General features: G+C 37.7%; 15 protein-coding genes. 3 read left to right on the forward strand and 12 right to left on the reverse strand.

The features are described 5' to 3' along the window. Window positions 1-5: 5 nt before the first annotated feature. The 7 genes from murC to VXM77_RS07960 form a co-directional block, all read right to left on the reverse strand. The gene (murC, locus tag VXM77_RS07930) at window positions 6-1,313 is read right to left on the reverse strand and encodes a UDP-N-acetylmuramate--L-alanine ligase (protein WP_161832499.1); all 1,308 of its coding nucleotides are present in this window, start codon (window positions 1,311-1,313) and stop codon (window positions 6-8) included. A gap of 157 nt (window positions 1,314-1,470) precedes the next feature. Beyond that, complete coding sequence (locus tag VXM77_RS07935) at window positions 1,471-3,882, reverse strand: DNA translocase FtsK (RefSeq protein ID WP_161832500.1); 2,412 nt, start codon at window positions 3,880-3,882, stop codon at window positions 1,471-1,473. A 120-nt stretch (window positions 3,883-4,002) separates the two neighbouring features. Then, the gene (locus VXM77_RS07940) at window positions 4,003-4,317 is read right to left on the reverse strand and encodes a thioredoxin family protein (RefSeq protein ID WP_161832501.1); all 315 of its coding nucleotides are present in this window, start codon (window positions 4,315-4,317) and stop codon (window positions 4,003-4,005) included. Window positions 4,318-4,391: 74 nt separating this feature from the next. Further along, window positions 4,392-5,390, reverse strand: coding sequence for a hypothetical protein (locus tag VXM77_RS07945; protein WP_161832502.1), 999 nt, complete (start codon window positions 5,388-5,390; stop codon window positions 4,392-4,394). 65 nt (window positions 5,391-5,455) lie between these two features. Beyond that, complete coding sequence (locus VXM77_RS07950) at window positions 5,456-5,977, reverse strand: DUF84 family protein (protein WP_237658970.1); 522 nt, start codon at window positions 5,975-5,977, stop codon at window positions 5,456-5,458. Between the two features lie 10 nt (window positions 5,978-5,987). After that, window positions 5,988-6,647: a tRNA (guanosine(46)-N7)-methyltransferase TrmB gene (gene trmB, locus VXM77_RS07955; protein ID WP_161832503.1), complete on the reverse strand. Its 660-nt coding sequence runs from the start codon at window positions 6,645-6,647 to the stop codon at window positions 5,988-5,990. Between the two features lie 190 nt (window positions 6,648-6,837). Then, window positions 6,838-7,566, reverse strand: a complete 729-nt coding sequence (locus VXM77_RS07960) for a pseudouridine synthase (protein ID WP_161832504.1) — start codon at window positions 7,564-7,566, stop codon at window positions 6,838-6,840. Between the two features lie 195 nt (window positions 7,567-7,761). On the opposite strand from VXM77_RS07960, the gene VXM77_RS07965 reads away from it, so the two are divergent. Beyond that, entirely contained in the window at window positions 7,762-8,922 is a 1,161-nt protein-coding gene (locus VXM77_RS07965) for a hypothetical protein (RefSeq protein ID WP_338505918.1), read from the forward strand. Window positions 8,923-8,969: 47 nt separating this feature from the next. Here the strand turns inward: VXM77_RS07965 and VXM77_RS07970 are convergent, their stop codons facing one another. Continuing rightward, a complete protein-coding gene (locus VXM77_RS07970) occupies window positions 8,970-9,368 on the reverse strand; it encodes a hypothetical protein (protein ID WP_161832506.1) in 399 nt (132 codons plus the stop codon). 41 nt (window positions 9,369-9,409) lie between these two features. After that, window positions 9,410-11,029 carry a polysaccharide biosynthesis protein gene (locus VXM77_RS07975; RefSeq protein WP_338505919.1) on the reverse strand — a complete coding sequence of 540 codons (1,620 nt, stop codon included), beginning with the start codon at window positions 11,027-11,029 and terminating at the stop codon, window positions 9,410-9,412. Window positions 11,030-11,373: 344 nt separating this feature from the next. Here VXM77_RS07975 and sspI point away from each other — a divergent pair, with 344 nt between their 5' ends. Continuing rightward, window positions 11,374-11,592, forward strand: coding sequence for a small acid-soluble spore protein SspI (gene sspI / locus VXM77_RS07980; protein WP_161832508.1), 219 nt, complete (start codon window positions 11,374-11,376; stop codon window positions 11,590-11,592). 468 nt (window positions 11,593-12,060) lie between these two features. Continuing rightward, the gene (locus VXM77_RS07985; RefSeq protein WP_161832509.1) at window positions 12,061-14,172 is read left to right on the forward strand and encodes a sulfatase-like hydrolase/transferase; all 2,112 of its coding nucleotides are present in this window, start codon (window positions 12,061-12,063) and stop codon (window positions 14,170-14,172) included. A gap of 31 nt (window positions 14,173-14,203) precedes the next feature. Here VXM77_RS07985 and VXM77_RS07990 read toward each other — a convergent pair whose 3' ends face one another. The 3 genes from VXM77_RS07990 to VXM77_RS08000 form a co-directional block, all read right to left on the reverse strand. After that, entirely contained in the window at window positions 14,204-15,364 is a 1,161-nt protein-coding gene (locus tag VXM77_RS07990; RefSeq protein WP_161832510.1) for a leucine-rich repeat domain-containing protein, read from the reverse strand. Between the two features lie 186 nt (window positions 15,365-15,550). Then, window positions 15,551-16,810 carry a VanW family protein gene (locus tag VXM77_RS07995; protein WP_161832511.1) on the reverse strand — a complete coding sequence of 420 codons (1,260 nt, stop codon included), beginning with the start codon at window positions 16,808-16,810 and terminating at the stop codon, window positions 15,551-15,553. A 103-nt stretch (window positions 16,811-16,913) separates the two neighbouring features. Further along, window positions 16,914-17,537, reverse strand: coding sequence for a hypothetical protein (locus VXM77_RS08000; protein ID WP_161832512.1), 624 nt, complete (start codon window positions 17,535-17,537; stop codon window positions 16,914-16,916). Window positions 17,538-17,585: the final 48 nt, after the last annotated feature.

Below are 17,585 nucleotides of genomic sequence, written 5' to 3' on the forward strand. Positions count from 1 at the left end.
TTACCTTAAATGCTTGGCGTTAATGTGGTATAAGCATCCTCATACTTCTTAATATCTCCCGCTCCCATAAAGACAATAACAGCGGTTGGATATTGTTCTAACTGATTGACTGTCTCTTTCGTAATTAAATGGCCGCTATGACATTTATCAATTAATGTTTGAATATTGACAGCACCACTTTCTTCACGAGCAGATCCGAATATTTCTGTTAAATAAATATAATCCGCTAAATTTAAACTTTGAGCAAACTCGTCGATAAAGGCAGCTGTTCGCGTAAATGTATGCGGTTGAAATACAGCAACTAAATCACGATCCGGATATTTTTGACGAACCGCTTTTAATGTCGCCGCAATTTCTGTTGGATGATGGGCATAATCATCAATGATGATTTGATCACGATAATTTTTTTGTGCAAAACGACGTTTCACACCTTCAAACGAACATAAATCACTTTCAATCGTTTCTTGATTCAACCCTTCTAAATAACAAATACTAATCACGGCTAAACTATTTAAAATCATATGGTCTCCAAAAAACGGTGTATGGAAGGTATGATAAAATTCTCCATTAATTAAGACATCAAATGTTGTTCCTGCTGAACTTTTAATGACGTTTGTTGCAACGACATGATTAGTTGGTTCAAATCCATAGGTCATAATTTTATCAGTGTCTTTTAATTTTTTCACCTCAACGTCATCACCGCAAGCAATCACTTTTTTCTTACATTGACTTACAAATGTATTAAACGCATCTAGCACATCATCGATATCCTTAAAGTAGTCTGGGTGATCATGTTCAATATTTGTAATGATTGCATAATCAGGATGATAAGCCAAGAAATGTCTTTGATACTCACAAGCCTCAAATACAAAATATTCGCTTGATTTAACCCCTTGTCCTGTCCCATCACCAATTAAAAATGATGTTTTGTGGTTAAGGCGTAACACGTGTGATAACAACCCTGTTGTTGTTGTTTTTCCATGAGTTCCAGAAATAGCGATTGACGTAAAGTTCCCCGCTAAAGAACCTAAGAAGTCGTGATAACGAATACACGTTGCTCCAACCTCTTTCGCTAATACCACTTCCACATGGTCATCCTTAAATGCATTTCCGATAATCACGGTCATATCAGGGTCGATATGAGAGTGTCCAAATGGATAAAGCTTCATCCCTTTAGCTTCTAATCCGATCTGAGTAAATAAAGTCTCCTCAATATCCGATCCTTGAACCTCATATCCCATATCATATAAAATATGTGCCAACGCACTCATTCCTGAACCCTTAATCCCAATGAGATGGTATTTTTCACTCATTTCGAATCGACTCCTATCTCGTCATAATTTCCTTACTATTATATCATTTATCATGTATTTGGAAACCGTCTTTTTACGATTCTTTCCATTATATCATCCACCTATAAAAAAACGTTCCCTCATGACAATGAAGAGGGAACGTTTTTTCTCATTTTATTTATAGGCGCGTTTGATCTTGTAAACTTTCAAACTCCGAACGTGTAATTTTTATTTCACGTTGCTTTTGTGCCCCCTGAGGATGGCCAATCCATCCATTTAACTCTAACGTGTCAATAATTCGGGCGGCACGATTAAACCCAATACGTAAACGTGTTTGTAAAGATGATACGGTCGCATATCCGCGATCAAAGATAAAACTCATTGCCTCATATAGGAGCGGGTCTGTATCCGTGTTCATTGCAGATGTTCCACGTTTAAAGATGTCATCTGCAATTAAATACTTCGGTTTCCCCTTTCCTTTGATGCAATCAACAATACGTTCAATTTCCTCGCTTGAAATATAGGCTCCTTGAACGCGCTTTGCCTTTGAACTGCTTCCTAAAAACAGCATATCACCTTGCCCTAACAGATTTTGAGCACCTGTCTCATCTAAAATTACCCGTGAATCATTCGCCTGGGCGACGGTAAACGCAATCCGACTTGGAATATTAGACTTAATCGTTCCCGTAATGACATCCACCGTTGGTCGTTGCGTGGCAACAATCAGATGGATTCCTGCCGCACGAGCTTTTTGGGTAATCCTCATAATACAATCTTCAACCTCTTGTGCTGACACCATCATCAAGTCGGCTAACTCATCAATAACAATTAAAATATAGGGGAGTTTCCCATAAGATATTTCAAATTGGTGACGGCGTTCATTAAAGGACTTAATGTCTTTAACACCATTTGCTAAAAATAAATCATAGCGTCGCTCCATCTCTTCTACTGCCCAGCGCAATCCTTGAGCAGCTTTGTGTTCATCACAAATAACAGGAGTAATTAAATGCGGAATGGTGTTATACGGAGCCAATTCTACTCGTTTAGGGTCGATTAACATCACACGAACTTCCTCGGGGCTCGCTTTATACAACATACTAATAAGTAAGGTATTAATACACACACTTTTACCTGAACCTGTTTGTCCCGCGATTAATCCGTGTGGCATCGCCGCGATATCCGCATAAACTGGATTTCCTGCTACATCTTGCCCTAACCCAATGTAAAGAGGACTTTCATGTAAAATAAATTCTGGTCGCGAAAGAATCTCTTTTAAACAAACCATTTTCCGCTTAGGATTTGGAATTTCTACTCCTATCGTATTTTTACCTGGAATCGGCTCAATACGTAACTCCTCAACAGACAGACTAAGTTTTAGATCATCCGATAAATTCATTATTTTATTTAATTTTGTTCCTGACTCCGGCTGAATTTCAATCTGAGTTACCGTTGGTCCTTGCGTATATTCTCCCGTTAGCCTCACCTTTACTCCAAAATCAAGGAACGTTCGCTCAAGAATATCCATCTTGCTAAAAATCCACTCTTCATCGATGAAATCTTCGCGTTTCGGTTCATTTAGCAATTCTAAAGAAGGCGTTTCATAATAAATAACCTCTTCCTCTTCATCCGCAATCTGAACCTGATCTAATAATTCGTTACAAAAATTCTCATCATCGTAAGGTTCGTCATCGTCTTCAAAAAGGAGATCTTGTGAGTGAAGGTCATCCTCCTCGATCGATTGAGAAAAATCAATGACTTGATCTTGCTCAATCGCTTGGTCGACTTCACCTTCGGAAAGAATTGAATCAAAAATCGAAGGCAATTGTTCCTCATCCTCTAATAAGGAAAAGACATCTTCTAATCCTAACTCCTGATTTTTTTCCTTTAATCCCCCTGCTACTTGTTGAAAAGCAACCGTATTTTCTACTCGTTCCGTTTGTTCCTCTTCAACCGTCGGTGCCCCTTCATCTATGGAGTCATTCACAGCCTGGGTTGACGCTACCGGTGTGTTAATTTCCTCATCTTTTGATACTGATCGATCCACCGTTTTTTCGTCTGTTTCCAAACAAGAAGCGTCTTCCTCAGCTGTAAAACTGGGACAAGGAGTAACATCATCAGTCGGCTCGAAGAGCTCGTTTAGCTCCTCGTTAGAAATAGCTGTTAGCTCCTCACGACAAACAGGTGCGAACTCCTCCTCACGTTGCCCCGCTTCTTGACCTTCATCGGTAACGATGGTTGCAGTCGATAATTGATACTTCCCATGCGCGAGTTGGACCGCTTTAGGTTGTTGCACGCGCCGTCCAGTAATCGGAGAAACAAACTCTACCGGCTTATAAATGGCCGTTTTTGGTGCACCCGTTTGTCCCTCTCCTGTGCGTGTTGTTGATGGCATCGGTTTCTTTTCCTGTACCACTTTAATTTCTTGACTTAATATTGCCTGTGGGCGGTCTATCACCGGTTTAACTTCCGATTGACGAACCGTATTTACTCTTTGTTTCACTTCATTTATTGAGACTGATTTTGGAGTAGCTACAACTTCCTCATCTCCAAAACCAATTTTCTCAATATCAAAAATCTTCCTTTTTTTCATATTGTCTCACCCTAAATTACCCAAATGTCTACATTTAATTATACATGAAAAATTCCATTATTCTCAACAATGTTCAAAAAAAATCGCCACGCGTTTTCATGACGATTTAATCTTAATGACCTATGCCAATGATTCAATAAAACCTTCAATTTGTTCACGTGTTTTACGTTCCTTATTAACATAACGTCCCACTTCTTTTCCATTTTTAAAGGCCACAAAACTAGGAATTCCAAAGATATCAAGTTCGATACAAAGATCCATTAAATGATCGCGGTTAACCGTATAAAACTGATAATTTGAGTATTTCTCTTCAATTTTTGGCATAAATGGTTTAATCACCATACAATCTGGACACCAATTAGCGGTGAATAAAATAATCACATTTTCATTTTTAATAATCTCTTGATACTGCTCTACTGTCGTAATCTCTTTCATATGAATCCTCCTTTTTTATACTTACCGATAACAGTTTTCTATCATCGGCTCCTCATCAAAGATGATCATCTTCGCTACTTATTTCCCTCTGTTTCCTGACGCTTTTCTGTACTAAAATCAAATTGAATAACTTGATTTCCTTCCTCAGTCGCCATCTGTTGATTCGAAGAATCGACTGACTCGCTCATTTCTGTTGCTTGTGTATCTTCTTTCGATATCACAGGCGCCTTAGCGTCCTGTGCCTCATTCCCTTGCCCCTCTACATTAGGGTCTACCGACCGAACTTTCGCTTCAGCATCCTCTAATTTTGCCTCATTTTTTGAAACTTGTAATTCCTTAGCAACTCCCACTTCATCAGCTACTGCCGTACGCCCTAAAACTAACATATTATATGTTAAGTAAGGGGCCTCTTGATAGTCAATAATGGCTGAAAGCTTTGTTCCATCCACTAACACCATCAGTAAATATTTCTCGGGCAATTGAACCAATTGAACAAATCCATTTTTTCCATCGCGATTAAAGCTTTTGTAAAAAACTTCATGACCCGCCGCCTTATTCTCATCACGTAAGAGGTCGTACGTCTCATTATTCACATCGACAGCACTATATTGATGATTATAATTCATAATCACCTCGTTATCTTTATATTTAATAATATCATTAACTCCTATTGACCATTTATACTTAAATTGTCGTGGAATATGATAACTTAGTGTCTCATTCTTAATATTAATATTATTTCCCTTGTAATTAAATGCGGCACTAATACTGTCTTCCATCGTTCCTTCAAACGTTTCTGCTGTTACAATAGGTTGAGCCATATAAAGAAGCCCAACGCTTAGTCCCACCACGACTACCCCACTAATTGTCGTCGTTAGACGATTAATGACTCGAAGTCGCGATGAATGTTCGTTCATGCCTTCTGATGTTGAATTTAATTTATTTTTTAGCCGAATGGCTTGTAATTTTCGTTTTGACGATTGAGTAAAATTAATCACTTGTTCTTTTAGCCAATGTGATACTTTTTTCATTTCTTCACTGTTTTTTTGCATATCAGTTTTTTGTTTCGACAAAAAAATCGCCCCCTTATCACATGATATACTCTATTATATCATAGGAGACGATTCTAACCAAATTTTTATTTTCGACAACAATTGCTATTACGGACGAATTGTCCCCATAACAAGCGGACGATATGACAGAAATTATCTTCTCGACTGACAAAATCAGCTGTTAAAACGCCGATGGCTCCCTCATTTGTACGGACATTTTGTCGCTTAGAATAACCATCAATGACATCACCCAATTCGATTCCATCTTCTAGGGCGTCACGTAATTCATCAGGCAATGGCAGGCGCGTTCCTCCCGCATAAAAGGTTTGACCTTCCTTCGTTTTTAGCACACCCCAGTTGACTAAAAACAGCTGATCATTTAAATATTCAACTCCAGCCTCAAGTCCAATTCCAATGTCCCCAAAGGCTAGCGCCCCTTGTGCACGATGACTTGCACCTAATACGGTCTCAGCATCACTAAATGGCTGGTCTGAAACCTGGCTTAAAACATCGACTCCTTCTACTTCATATCCTTGTGGGGTGAGAATTCGCTTAACCGCTCCCACTTTTACCTTATTCGTTGATCCTACCACAACTTTCAACTTCATCCCCACTTTCCTAAGCTAACTTTTTTGATTGAAATTGTGCCTCTAATCGATAAATCGGTTGTCCCTTTGCACTAAACTTCTCTTCATATTCCGTCATAATATTCCAATCTAACGCTTCTCGTTGATGTAAGTCTAACGCAACATCTTCAAGTTTCATTCCATACCCTGTCACACTAACGAGCGAATATTCAAAAAGTAAACGATTATCCGTTTTAAAACGTAAATATCCATTTGGGACCGTAATTTGTTCATAGCGCGTTAAGAAGTTTTCATGTGTTAAGCGGCGTTTCGCATGGCGAGGCTTTGGCCATGGATCCGAGAAGTTTAAATAAACACCTTCTACCTCGTTCTCAGCAAAAATATCGGTTAAATCTTCTGCGTCGATTTTTAATAGCTTTAAATTAGGAAGTTCTCCTGCCTCAAGCACCTTTTCTAATGCACGAACCATAACTGAATCAAACTTTTCAATTCCAATAAAGTTTAAATGAGGATTTTGTTTAGCCATTCCAATCATAAACTGCCCTTTCCCCATTCCTACCTCAATATAAATAGGTTGTTCCTTTTCAAAAACAGATTGCCAGTTTCCTTTTAACTCCTCACCATTTGGGATGACAATCTCTGGATGGGCAGCAATCGTTTCGGACGCTCCTTTTACCTTTCTTAAACGCATCACTATCAGCACCTTTCTTCTATTTACTATAGATGTCTTAACCTATATTCTTAATTTTTTGACAATATTTCTTCTTTTTCGTCTTTTTTTATCGCCCTAATTGTATCACATGTCCCCGCCTTTGTGAAAGCAACAATTCTCTTAGCCCATTAAAAAGAGGCCACCTTTTAGTGACCCCTGCCTCATCTTATTAAACCGTTCGTCGTAGCAACTCAAGCTCTTCATCTTTCAATTCACGATATCCACCCAAAGGTAGCGACTCGTCTAATTTCAATTCACCGATCGCTAATCGTTTTAAATACTCGACTTTACACCCTACACTCGCAAACATTCGTTTCACTTGATGAAATTTACCTTCCATAATCCAAATGTCAACGACAGTTAGATCATCCATCGATCCGATTAACTGAAGCTTTGCAGGCTTGGTCATAAAAGACTCATTGCTTCCGTCTAAAATTTCGACCCCGTTCTCTAATCGCTTCACGGCTTCCTTGGTTAACTCGCCACTGATGTGGGCTCTATAATGTTTATACACCTCTTTTTTAGGAGAGATAATTTCATGTGCTAATTTTCCGTCATTTGTTAAGAGCACTAATCCTTCCGTATCTCGATCTAAACGCCCTGCGGGGGCCACATCATAAATCAAATACGACTCATCTAACAAATCGATCACGGTTCGATAATCACGATCCCGTGTCGCACTTAAACAGTTTTGCGGTTTATTCATCATGATATAAACAAATTCACGGTAGTCTACTACTTCATCAAAAACAGTGACAACTTGAGATGAAAGGTCAACCTTTACTTTGGCGTCTTTCGCCACCTGACCATCAATCTTTACAACTTTTGATTTTAATAATCGCTTCACCTCAGAACGGGTACCATACCCCGTATGAGCTAATAATTTATCTAAACGCACTGGCCTATCCTCCGACAAAAATACTTTTTTTCAACAAAAATATCATAACACAACTAGGGCATAAATCATAGAATATATTAACAGGTTAAAGGCACCGGTTATTTTGTGGTTCACGCTTGACTCAAACATCTTAACGTATGGCCTAACAACCCGTGTCTAAAACTCGTTTACCTAAAAGAAAGGAGGGCTTCGCCCATGTTTGGTAAACTAAAAAAACAAAAAACAAAATCGCCTGTTGAACAGATGGAGCAATTCTATTTAAATCAATTTCTTAACCCGCCAAAACCTACGCCACAAGGACCAAATGGAATGCCTCAAGGAGGAATGGGCTTTAATCATAGCGCGGGTCCTCAAGTCTCTGGACGAATGGTCCCACCTACAGGAGGAATAAACGCGATGGTAAATAACGGCTTTAATCAAGGGCAGCCAATGATGAACAACAACTTCAATCCATCCCAACCAGGGATGAGCAATAACTTCAATTCGTCCCAACCGATGATGAGTCATAACTTCAATCAACCTCAACCGATGATGAGTCATAATTTCAATCAACCTCAACCGATGATGGGTAACAACTTCAATCAACCTCAACCGATGATGAGTCATAATTTCAATCAACCTCAATCCATGATGGGTAACAATTTCAATCAACCTCAATCGATGATGAGTAACAACTTCAATCAACCTCAACCGATGATGGGTAACAACTTCAATCAACCTCAACCGATGATGGGTAACAACTTCAATCAACCTCAATCCATGATGGGTAACAACTTCAATCAACCTCAACCGATGATGGGTAATAATTTCAATCAACCCCAATCCATGATGGGTAACAACTTTAATCAACCCCAACCGATGATGAGTAACGATAGTTATGTCACATCTATTTCAAACCCAAGTCTACAAAATACTTACGCGCCATTGACACCCACTTCTTCATTTAATGAACCACTTAGCTCAAACATTGGAGCAGAACCAATGAACACTGTTACATTTTCGGATTCAGCCTCATTTAACGATTTTGCGTTCGACTCATTACCCACCCAAGCACCCCAGGATTTGACCCCTTCCCTTGAAGATTTAACACAAACGAATATCCTCGGCAATCAATATTTTTCTAATCAGCCCCTCACCTTGACGCCTGATACAACACCTACCCGTGTCCCAGGCATTCCTGCACAAAACCCTACACAAACATCTAATGGATCACCTGTCGTTAATCCCACTCCCCCTTTTCAAGATATGAGTCCATCCCAAGCGCCACAAGACATCCAAAGTAAAGTTGATAATATGAACATCAGACTTCGAAAAGTAGAAAGTTATCTTGGATTTCGCCCTGAAACGACCATATAAAAAGAACGCCTAGGCGTTCTTTTTATATTTGATGTAAAACAACTTTTTTATTCATAATAACTTGGTGCAAGTTGATCCTTATATTGTTGTAATAAATGTTGCTTGTACAGCTGATCCATCTCCTTTTGAACTGCTTGTTGCTGATCCGCTGTAAATAAATGTTCTAAATCCTTTAACATTTCCTCTACTATCTCTAAGGCAGCATCGTAATTAACATCTAGGCTCGCTCGTTGCGGACTATTATCAGTGCTCACCACCACCGTCTCTTCTTTATCTTCACCCAACCAGGATCTAACATACCCTTTGACCTCTTGAATTTCATGGCCTAAGCGCGCCATATTCAGTTTGGCCTGTTGTGTCAACTGAATCTCCGTTCGAAAACCGCCCACAAATAAAAGCCCTACTACCGCGAATCCTAACACGACATACGAAACTAACCGCTTCATTTCATCACCTTCATACTAAGTTGTCTTTTGTTTAGTATGAACTAGCGACGACGAACTATGCGTCCCTTCAATCGTTTTAACGAAAATTTCGTCCCAAAAAGGGTCTCAATGAGATCAAAATACCACGCGAGTCCGAAGTAAACTATAACACCGAAAAGTCCCGCAATTCCTACATATAAATATGAGAGCATATGATGAACCTGATAGTTCATAAATAAATCTAAAATAAACTTCACGCCCACCACAACAAGGGCCATGACCCCTGTAAAAACAAAAATCGCAACCAATCGGCGAATTAAGTTAGCCACTTTAAACTTTGTCTCCCGTTGAATGACCACTAAACTCATGACAATACAGAAGGTATACGAAATCATCGTCGCCATCGTTGCTCCATCTGTTTTAAAAATCGGAATTAATAACACATTTCCAAGATATTTAATTCCTAACGAAAGCACTAAGAAAATAATACCATTCCACTGTTTACCAATCCCTTGTAAAATCGCCGTGACAATACTATAAAGTGCCATAAATAATCCAAGCAACGATCCTAATCTAAAAATATCTCCTCCCATCGCATTATAGCCTTTGACCGATGAGTTAAAAAACATGATAAAAATAGGCTCCGAAAGAAGCGCCATTCCTACGACGGCAGGGACAGTGATAAAACAAGTTAATTGAATCGCCAACATTAAATTTTTACGAACCGACTTCATATTTCCTTCCGTCAGATGATACGTTAACTCTGGAATTAAAGGTTGACCAAACGAAATCGCAAACGAGACAGGAATCATAATAATCTTATACAATGATCCTGCGTACATCCCGTAAGAATCCTCAACAATTACTCCATCTAAGCCACTCTTTAACATGTAATGATTATATGTTGTCTGATCCACAATTTGGAATAGATTAGTTGCCAATCCTAAAATCGCAAACGGAATCGCATACGCAATTAACTCTGTAAATAAATTTCCAAAATTTCTTGGTTCATGAGAAACCGTTTCATTCAGCAACTGATTATACTGCTTTACATTTTTTCTCCAATAATAATACAAAATTAAAAAAGCTGTAATCCCCGCTAAGAAAGCCGAAAAGACAGAAAAACCAACCGCTTCCTTCGCCGTTCCACCCTTTATATGAATAATATAATAAGAGCCTACAAGGATAAAAACAATTCGTACGACCTGCTCAACAAACTGAGAAACTGACGTTGGAACCATATTTTGATTCCCTTGAAAGAATCCTCTGAAAATTGCCATAACTGGAATAATCAATAAGGCAAAACTAATCGTTTGAATCGCCATCGTTACATCTTCCACTGTATTTGCTAACTCACTTTGACCTGCTAATACGACATTAGCATACCAAGGCGCCATATTATACATCGTTAAAAAGCCAACACATCCGAGTGCAATCATAAACCAACTTGCATACCTAAACATCGTCCGTGCCGTATCATACTCCTTAGCCGCATTATATTTTGACACAAACTTTGCAATTCCAACTGGGATTCCTAACGTGGATAAACTAATAAACAGGGCATATGGCGTATAAGCATAGTTGTATAATGCCATCCCAGAAGCTCCAACTAATTGTTGAAATGGAATAACATACAAAATTCCTAAGAACTTCGTCGCGAACATACTAATACTTAAAATCATGGCCCCCTTTAAAAAGCGATTCCCCATATCCTCGACCTACTTTCTTTTCGTTCATACCGCTTTGCAAACGGATTTATTTTATTATTTTACTATAATTTTATAAACTTTCCAAATCATTTTATAGGATGAAGCGTTTACGGTAAAAAGACATTTTCTTTTTTTTTCAACCAAGGTAGCCCTTGACACCTTACGATCCACCTTTTATCCGTGGCACCTTTTTCTTAAACGACTAACATCCTTAGTATAGACCACTTCTCCATAAAAATTTCATCAAATAAAGCGCGTATACTTTCGGTGCATTTTGAAAAACTATAATTGAAAGATAAAATGATGAGGTGATGTTGATGAACTTAGATTTAAGAAAAGCCGTCATGGCAAACTTAGATGATTCTAACTATGATGAAATCCGTGAAACGATTATTGATGCAATTGAGTCAGGGGAAGAAAAAACACTTCCTGGGCTCGGTGTTATTTTTGAAATCTTATGGAACGGAAGTAATGACGCTGAGAAAGAAACAATTGTCTCTCGCGTTAGTCAATGTTTACGTCCTAAAGCTAGCTAAAATACCCTTTCTAACAAAAGAATCTAAAAAAGGAGAACTTTTATGTTCTCTTTTTTTATTCCTCTACCTCCCCTATATAAATAAAGATAACCCCTTCCTGCCCTACAACCTTCGACATTCTATGGTGAAATAAACAAAATAAGCGATTACATCAGTTAACCGCACCTATAAGAAGTAAAAAGTTTGAGGAATTTTATAAAAAGACACATCTAGGAGATGAATTCTTTATTTTTATCCGTATAATAATTACTTGAATTGAGTCTCACTAAAATAGACAATAGCATCCCTGATTAGCCTACCTTATCTATCGTAAGCGTAGAAAGGGCACCTATAAATGTAGTAAATTTTTCTAATTGATTTTAAGGGACGAGATTGCTACAATGTCTGATAGGTTAGACATAAGATTCATCAACTTAATAACCTCGAAAAAATCATCACAAACCGAGGTTTTATCTATGGGGGTTTCAGATGAAAGAAATGATAAAAAAATATTTATATAACAATTATACGATTTCGTTACTTGTTGCCATCTTATTAAACTTTCTCATCGAAAGCTTTAGTCGTCATTCAGTTGTTGCGGCACTTAACTATCTCGTTCATTCACCACTCGTTTTTCTTTACAATACGTTATTAATCTTATTGACGTTATCTATCTCGCTACTCGTTCGCCGAAAAGTTTTCACTTTCACTGCGATTTCAGTCATTTGGTTAGCGGGGGGAATTACAAATGGGATTGTCCTCAACAACCGTGTCACACCATTTACGGCAAACGAATTAAAATTAATCTCATCAACGTTCGATATTTTAGAAAAATACTTTTCAAAATTTCAAATTGGATTAATCATCCTTGGCGTTGCTTTAGCGCTAATTGGTGTCGTCATTGCGTTCTTTAAAGCACCAAAATCAAGGGATAAGGTCAATTATAAAAAAGCTGTACCCATGTTTTTAGGCGGAATCCTCTGCTTCTTCTGTTTAACACAAGGGGCATTAAAAACAAATGTAGTGGCTAGCTACTTTGGAAACATTGCATTCGCATATCTCGATTACGGATTCCCTTACTGTTTTACAAATACATTATTAAACACTGGGATTACTCGTCCAGCAAACTACTCTGAAGCATCAGTTGATCAACTAAAAGAGCAACTTGCATCATCTGAATCAACAACGATTGGGGGTTCTAATTTAGTTGCCAACAATGATAACCAATTGATGTTACAAAAAAAGGCACCTAATATTATTATGCTTCAATTAGAATCATTCTTTGATCCAACTTATATGAAAGATTTAAAATTTTCAGAGGATCCTGTGCCGAACTTCCGTAAACTAAAAGAACAATTTTCTTCAGGTTTCTTAACTGTGCCTTCTGTTGGTGCGGGAACTGCTAATACGGAGTTTGAAGTTATCTCAGGAATGAACTTAGAATTCTTCGGAGCCGGAGAGTACCCGTATAAATCAATCTTACGTAAGACAACAGCAGAAACGATCAATTATGATTTAAAAGACCTTGGTTATTCAACACATGCGATTCACAATAATAAAGGAACGTTCTATAGTCGCCAAAAGGTATTTAAAATGCTAGGCTTTGATACCTTTACATCAGTTGAATACATGAACGTAGAAGAGCTTACCCCACGCGGATGGGCAAAAGACAAATATTTAATTAAACCTATTCTTGATGCCTTAAAATCGACTGAAAACTCAGATTATATTTATACGATTTCTGTTCAAGGGCATGGAGATTATCCAAGTACACCTGTTGAAAATCACTCTAAAATTAAATTAAGTGGATTTGATGACACCGAACGCTTAAACTCATTTGAATATTTCACGAATGAAATTCATGAAATGGATACTTTTATTGCAGAGCTCATTTCTGCCCTTTCGTTAATTAACGAAGACACGGTGCTTGTCATGTATGGGGATCACTTGCCAACCCTTGATATTACAAATGAAGAATTAGCTAACGGCGATATGTTCCAAACAGAGTATATTATTTGGAATAATTTCGGCCTTGAAAAACAAGACGCTAATATCGAAGCCTATCAACTTGGGGCACACGTATTAGACCAATTAGGGATCCATCATGGAACGTTAACTAACTACCATCAACAATTTAAAGATGAAGCTGATTATCAAGAAAATCTTAAACTTCTACAATACGATATGCTATACGGTGAACGCTATGTTTACGATGGAGTGAACCCTTATGAACCAACTAAATTACAAATGGGGGTTAATGAAATTTCCATTTCTGAGGTTTACCAAGATGAGGAAGGGCAATTCATCGTCAAAGGACAAAACTTTACCGACTCTAGTCGTGTAAAAATCAATGATAACGCCCATGAAACCATTTATGTTGATTCAAATACATTAAAGGTTCCTGATTATACGTTAAATGAAGAAGATCAATTTTCAATTCAACAAGTGACGGTCACTAATCACGTTCTTAGTACATCTGCAAAATATAAAGTGGGACAGGAAGAAGAGAACAACCAATTTTATGACCAAGGATTTGAAGAAGGCTATCAGGCGGGATATCAAGCGGCCCTTGAAGCAATGAATCCCCCAATGAGTGAATAAAAAAAACACCTCTTATTAAGAGGTGTTTTTTTTATTCTTTAACCTTTGGCTTTAAGACACAATCAATTGTCCCGCTAAAGGGAACATCTTCACATTCCCCTTCAAATCCTAAAGTAAGATGTGTCTTTCCCTCAGGGATACTAACGATCTTGCTCCGAGGGTCATAACTTCCCATTTTAGGGTCTACACAAATCATTGGAACGGTTCCATTTATATCTGTGATTCGTCCTCTTAGATCCAAACAGGAAAGATTATCTCCCTCTATTTCCCACTGGATATGTTGGCGTTCTAACTTAACAATTAATAACTTTTTCAACCCCGAAATAGACGCAATTTGATTTCCCTGAGCTAATAATACCTTTAATAACGGAAGCTTTTCAATCGGTTTCAAATCACTCACCTGATTATTAATTAAATTTAGGGCCTCTAAAAATTCAAGACCACTCAGTGAGTCTAGATGACGGACTCGATTATGACTTAAATCCAAAAATTGAAGATGTTTTAATCGGCGCAATGGACTTAAATCGCTGATCTGATTATTTTCGACAAATAGCACACGTAAATGAGTTAACTTCGAAAGCGGTGATAAATCACTGATCTGGTTATGGCCTAAATGAAGTTGGGTTAATAAAAAATGTTCACTAATCGGTACAAGTGATTCAATTTTATTTTCTTCTAACGTTAACGTTTGCAACTGTGTTAACGGTTCGAGCGGAAATAGCGTCTGAATTCCACATCCCTTTAAAGAAAGAAACGTCAGTTTTTTCATAAATCGTAACTCTTCGTAACCTTGAAGGGGGTTGTAGTCGACGAGTAACATTTTTAAACGGTCGAGCTTAGTTAGCGGCCATAAACTACGAATGTGATTTCTACTCACATCTAAGCGTGTTAACTGCTTTAATTGACTTAGCGGTCTTAGGTCGTCAATTTGATTATGGCTAAGGTTTAATTGCTCAATATTTTTTAATCCCTTTAAGGGAGAAAGATCTTTAATTTGATTGCTACCCAGATGAATCTGCGTGGCATGAATCGCATGATGAATCCCACTTAAATCTTTTATTCCTTTGTTTTCTAATACGAGAATTCCTTGTAAATTCATTAACTGTTCTTTAGTTATATCTGATTCTAATGGTTGATTTAAATACTGTTGATTGAGTGCGGCTTTTAATTGTTGATCCACTATCACATTCATGAGTGCTCCTCACATTCCTTCATTTGTTAAATTAGTTTTATGGTTTGAACGATTAAGTTAAGTAGGATACACCCTAGTATATTCAATTTTTAAAATCAGTGGCACCTCAAAGGCCCCTTCTAACACACGTGAGGCGCCATTTAATCATGAAAAAAAGTGTTTCCACCTAAATGGAAACACTTTTTATTATTTATAAACACTTGTATCAATATACTTATTAAATACGACATTTCCAGCTGCATCATATCCTAATAAAGACGTTTGATATTTATTCGCTGCTAACTGTCTAACTTGAGGCTTATACGTTACACCGTTTAGGGCACTTTCGTGTGACCAAAAATCAATGGTTAACGTTCCACCGCTCGTATATGCATTAATATAAATAGGATAATCGAGCGTATTCACAAACTTAAAATCGATTAAATCTTCTGCCATCGTCGCATCTAACCCACTTGGAACATATCCAACAGGTAAACTATGGTTTCGACGTTCAGTCGGTAAGATTCCGGCTTTTAATACCGTGTTATAAAGTGTAGAGGATACTTGGCAAATTCCGCCTCCTACTCCATCAACCGGCTTAGAATTGATAAAGACGGTTGCATCAACATAACCGTTTGAATAAATAACAGGTGAAACTTTTTCCGTATAAGAGAATTCATCACCTGGCATTAACACGGTTTTATTAATTTTTGATGTGGCCAACTCCACATTGCGGGCTCTTGGAATACCTGCTGGGAAAGTCGAGCTATAACTTGAAATTCGATGATTAACCGATGCAAGCGCCTCTTTATCACGTTGGGGATGTGTGACAACACCTTCAGCTGTTATTTTGACTGCTTTTGTTGAGCTCTTATTTAAAGCCTTTTTGATTTGCTCTTCAATCTCCGCTGTTTCCACACGATATCCATCTCGGCCCCCGGTCACTTCAAAGTTTCCGGCTGATACCATCGTTAAGGTTGGCTCTTCTACTTCCACATACAATTCATTTGCAATCGTTTCAAGCCACCCATCAACTAATGTCTCATCATACGAATAATCAATCTGATACTCCTTTAATGGCGCCTCTTTAATTCGTTTCGCTTGTTTTATCAATTCTAAATCTTTTCCAAGCGTAAAAATTTCATCCGCTAATTTCTCAAGATTTTCTTCAATCGTTAACCCTAATTCATCTAATGTTTTTGTAAAAGTATGTTCATCTATTTTAATTTCAATGCTACGTGTTGCAAATTTTTCAACTTCTTTTTCTAGCGCACGAGTTAACTTCTTCTTCGACAAATTAGATACATCTTGTCCATTGACTTTAATATTTGGAAATGTCTTTGTCTCATAAGTGGCAACAAGTTCTTTTGCCGTATAATACTCGTACCCTTTATAACCTCCATATAAAAGTCCGACGGTTAAAACGCTAATGGCCCCACCCATTAAAATTTTTTTCTTCATACTCATAACATGGTCCCTTCTTTTATATTTTTAGCTCTTTCCTAATCCTTATTTATCATACCACACCTGGCATATTTTTGAATAATATTGATTTTTTTGGTTATTTTTTCTAAAAATTCGACTCCGGTTTAATGTCGAGAGAGTAGTTGAAACGCTCTTTTTTGTTCCCCTCAAAACTAATCAGATAGTTTCCCTCCCCCGCATAACTATAATAACTAAAACAATTTTGTTCTTTATTCGGTTTTAGTTGCACAAGTTGACACGTTACCTCTTGATTAATAACTGGCTCATAAAGAATGTGCGGACTTTTTTCATATTCACCAAATTGATACGCAATCTTCGCCTCAGCTAAGCTTTGAGGCTTTAGTGCCCATTTCTCATAAAAAACAGTTGGAATTGAGACAGGCATCACTGTTTCATTCATCTCAAAATCTTTTAACAGATAACGATAATTAAAGTGAAGAACAAGTGCTTCCTTCGATGCGGCATACCGATCCTTAACAACTTCATAAGAAGTAAGCGTCACCTGCCAAAGAACGCCTGAATCATCTAAAAAAATAACGGGGTCCCCCACTTGATACGTCACGTCACTCTCATATGCCTCTCGATGAACCTCATCCATCATTAATAAATTTTTAAATTCGCTTGGAGTGACCTCCTCCTGCTTTTCTACCTTTTTATCACATCCAGCTAAACAAATACTCATGCCTAGCACCATCATCCATGTCTTCATCTAATTCATCCTTTTTATCTTAACTTAATAAATTAAGCCTATCATTAA

This window comes from Turicibacter sp. KK003 (assembly GCF_037014675.1).
Classification (GTDB): Bacteria; Bacillota_I; Bacilli_A; order MOL361; family Turicibacteraceae; genus Turicibacter; species Turicibacter faecis.

Bases quoted from the DNA above. Each gene is read 5' to 3' on its own strand.
- murC (WP_161832499.1), bottom strand. From the start codon at position 1,313: ATGAGTGAAAAATACCATCTCATTGGGATTAAGGGTTCAGGAATGAGT.
- VXM77_RS07935 (WP_161832500.1), bottom strand. From the start codon at position 3,882: ATGAAAAAAAGGAAGATTTTTGATATTGAGAAAATTGGTTTTGGAGAT.
- VXM77_RS07940 (WP_161832501.1), bottom strand. From the start codon at position 4,317: ATGAAAGAGATTACGACAGTAGAGCAGTATCAAGAGATTATTAAAAAT.
- VXM77_RS07950 (WP_237658970.1), bottom strand. From the start codon at position 5,977: ATGAAGTTGAAAGTTGTGGTAGGATCAACGAATAAGGTAAAAGTGGGA.
- trmB (WP_161832503.1), bottom strand. From the start codon at position 6,647: ATGCGTTTAAGAAAGGTAAAAGGAGCGTCCGAAACGATTGCTGCCCAT.
- VXM77_RS07965 (WP_338505918.1), top strand. From the start codon at position 7,762: ATGTTTGGTAAACTAAAAAAACAAAAAACAAAATCGCCTGTTGAACAG.
- VXM77_RS07970 (WP_161832506.1), bottom strand. From the start codon at position 9,368: ATGAAGCGGTTAGTTTCGTATGTCGTGTTAGGATTCGCGGTAGTAGGG.
- VXM77_RS07975 (WP_338505919.1), bottom strand. From the start codon at position 11,029: ATGATTTTAAGTATTAGTATGTTCGCGACGAAGTTCTTAGGAATTTTG.
- sspI (WP_161832508.1), top strand. From the start codon at position 11,374: ATGAACTTAGATTTAAGAAAAGCCGTCATGGCAAACTTAGATGATTCT.
- VXM77_RS07985 (WP_161832509.1), top strand. From the start codon at position 12,061: ATGAAAGAAATGATAAAAAAATATTTATATAACAATTATACGATTTCG.
- VXM77_RS07990 (WP_161832510.1), bottom strand. From the start codon at position 15,364: ATGAATGTGATAGTGGATCAACAATTAAAAGCCGCACTCAATCAACAG.
- VXM77_RS07995 (WP_161832511.1), bottom strand. From the start codon at position 16,810: ATGAGTATGAAGAAAAAAATTTTAATGGGTGGGGCCATTAGCGTTTTA.
- VXM77_RS08000 (WP_161832512.1), bottom strand. From the start codon at position 17,537: ATGAAGACATGGATGATGGTGCTAGGCATGAGTATTTGTTTAGCTGGA.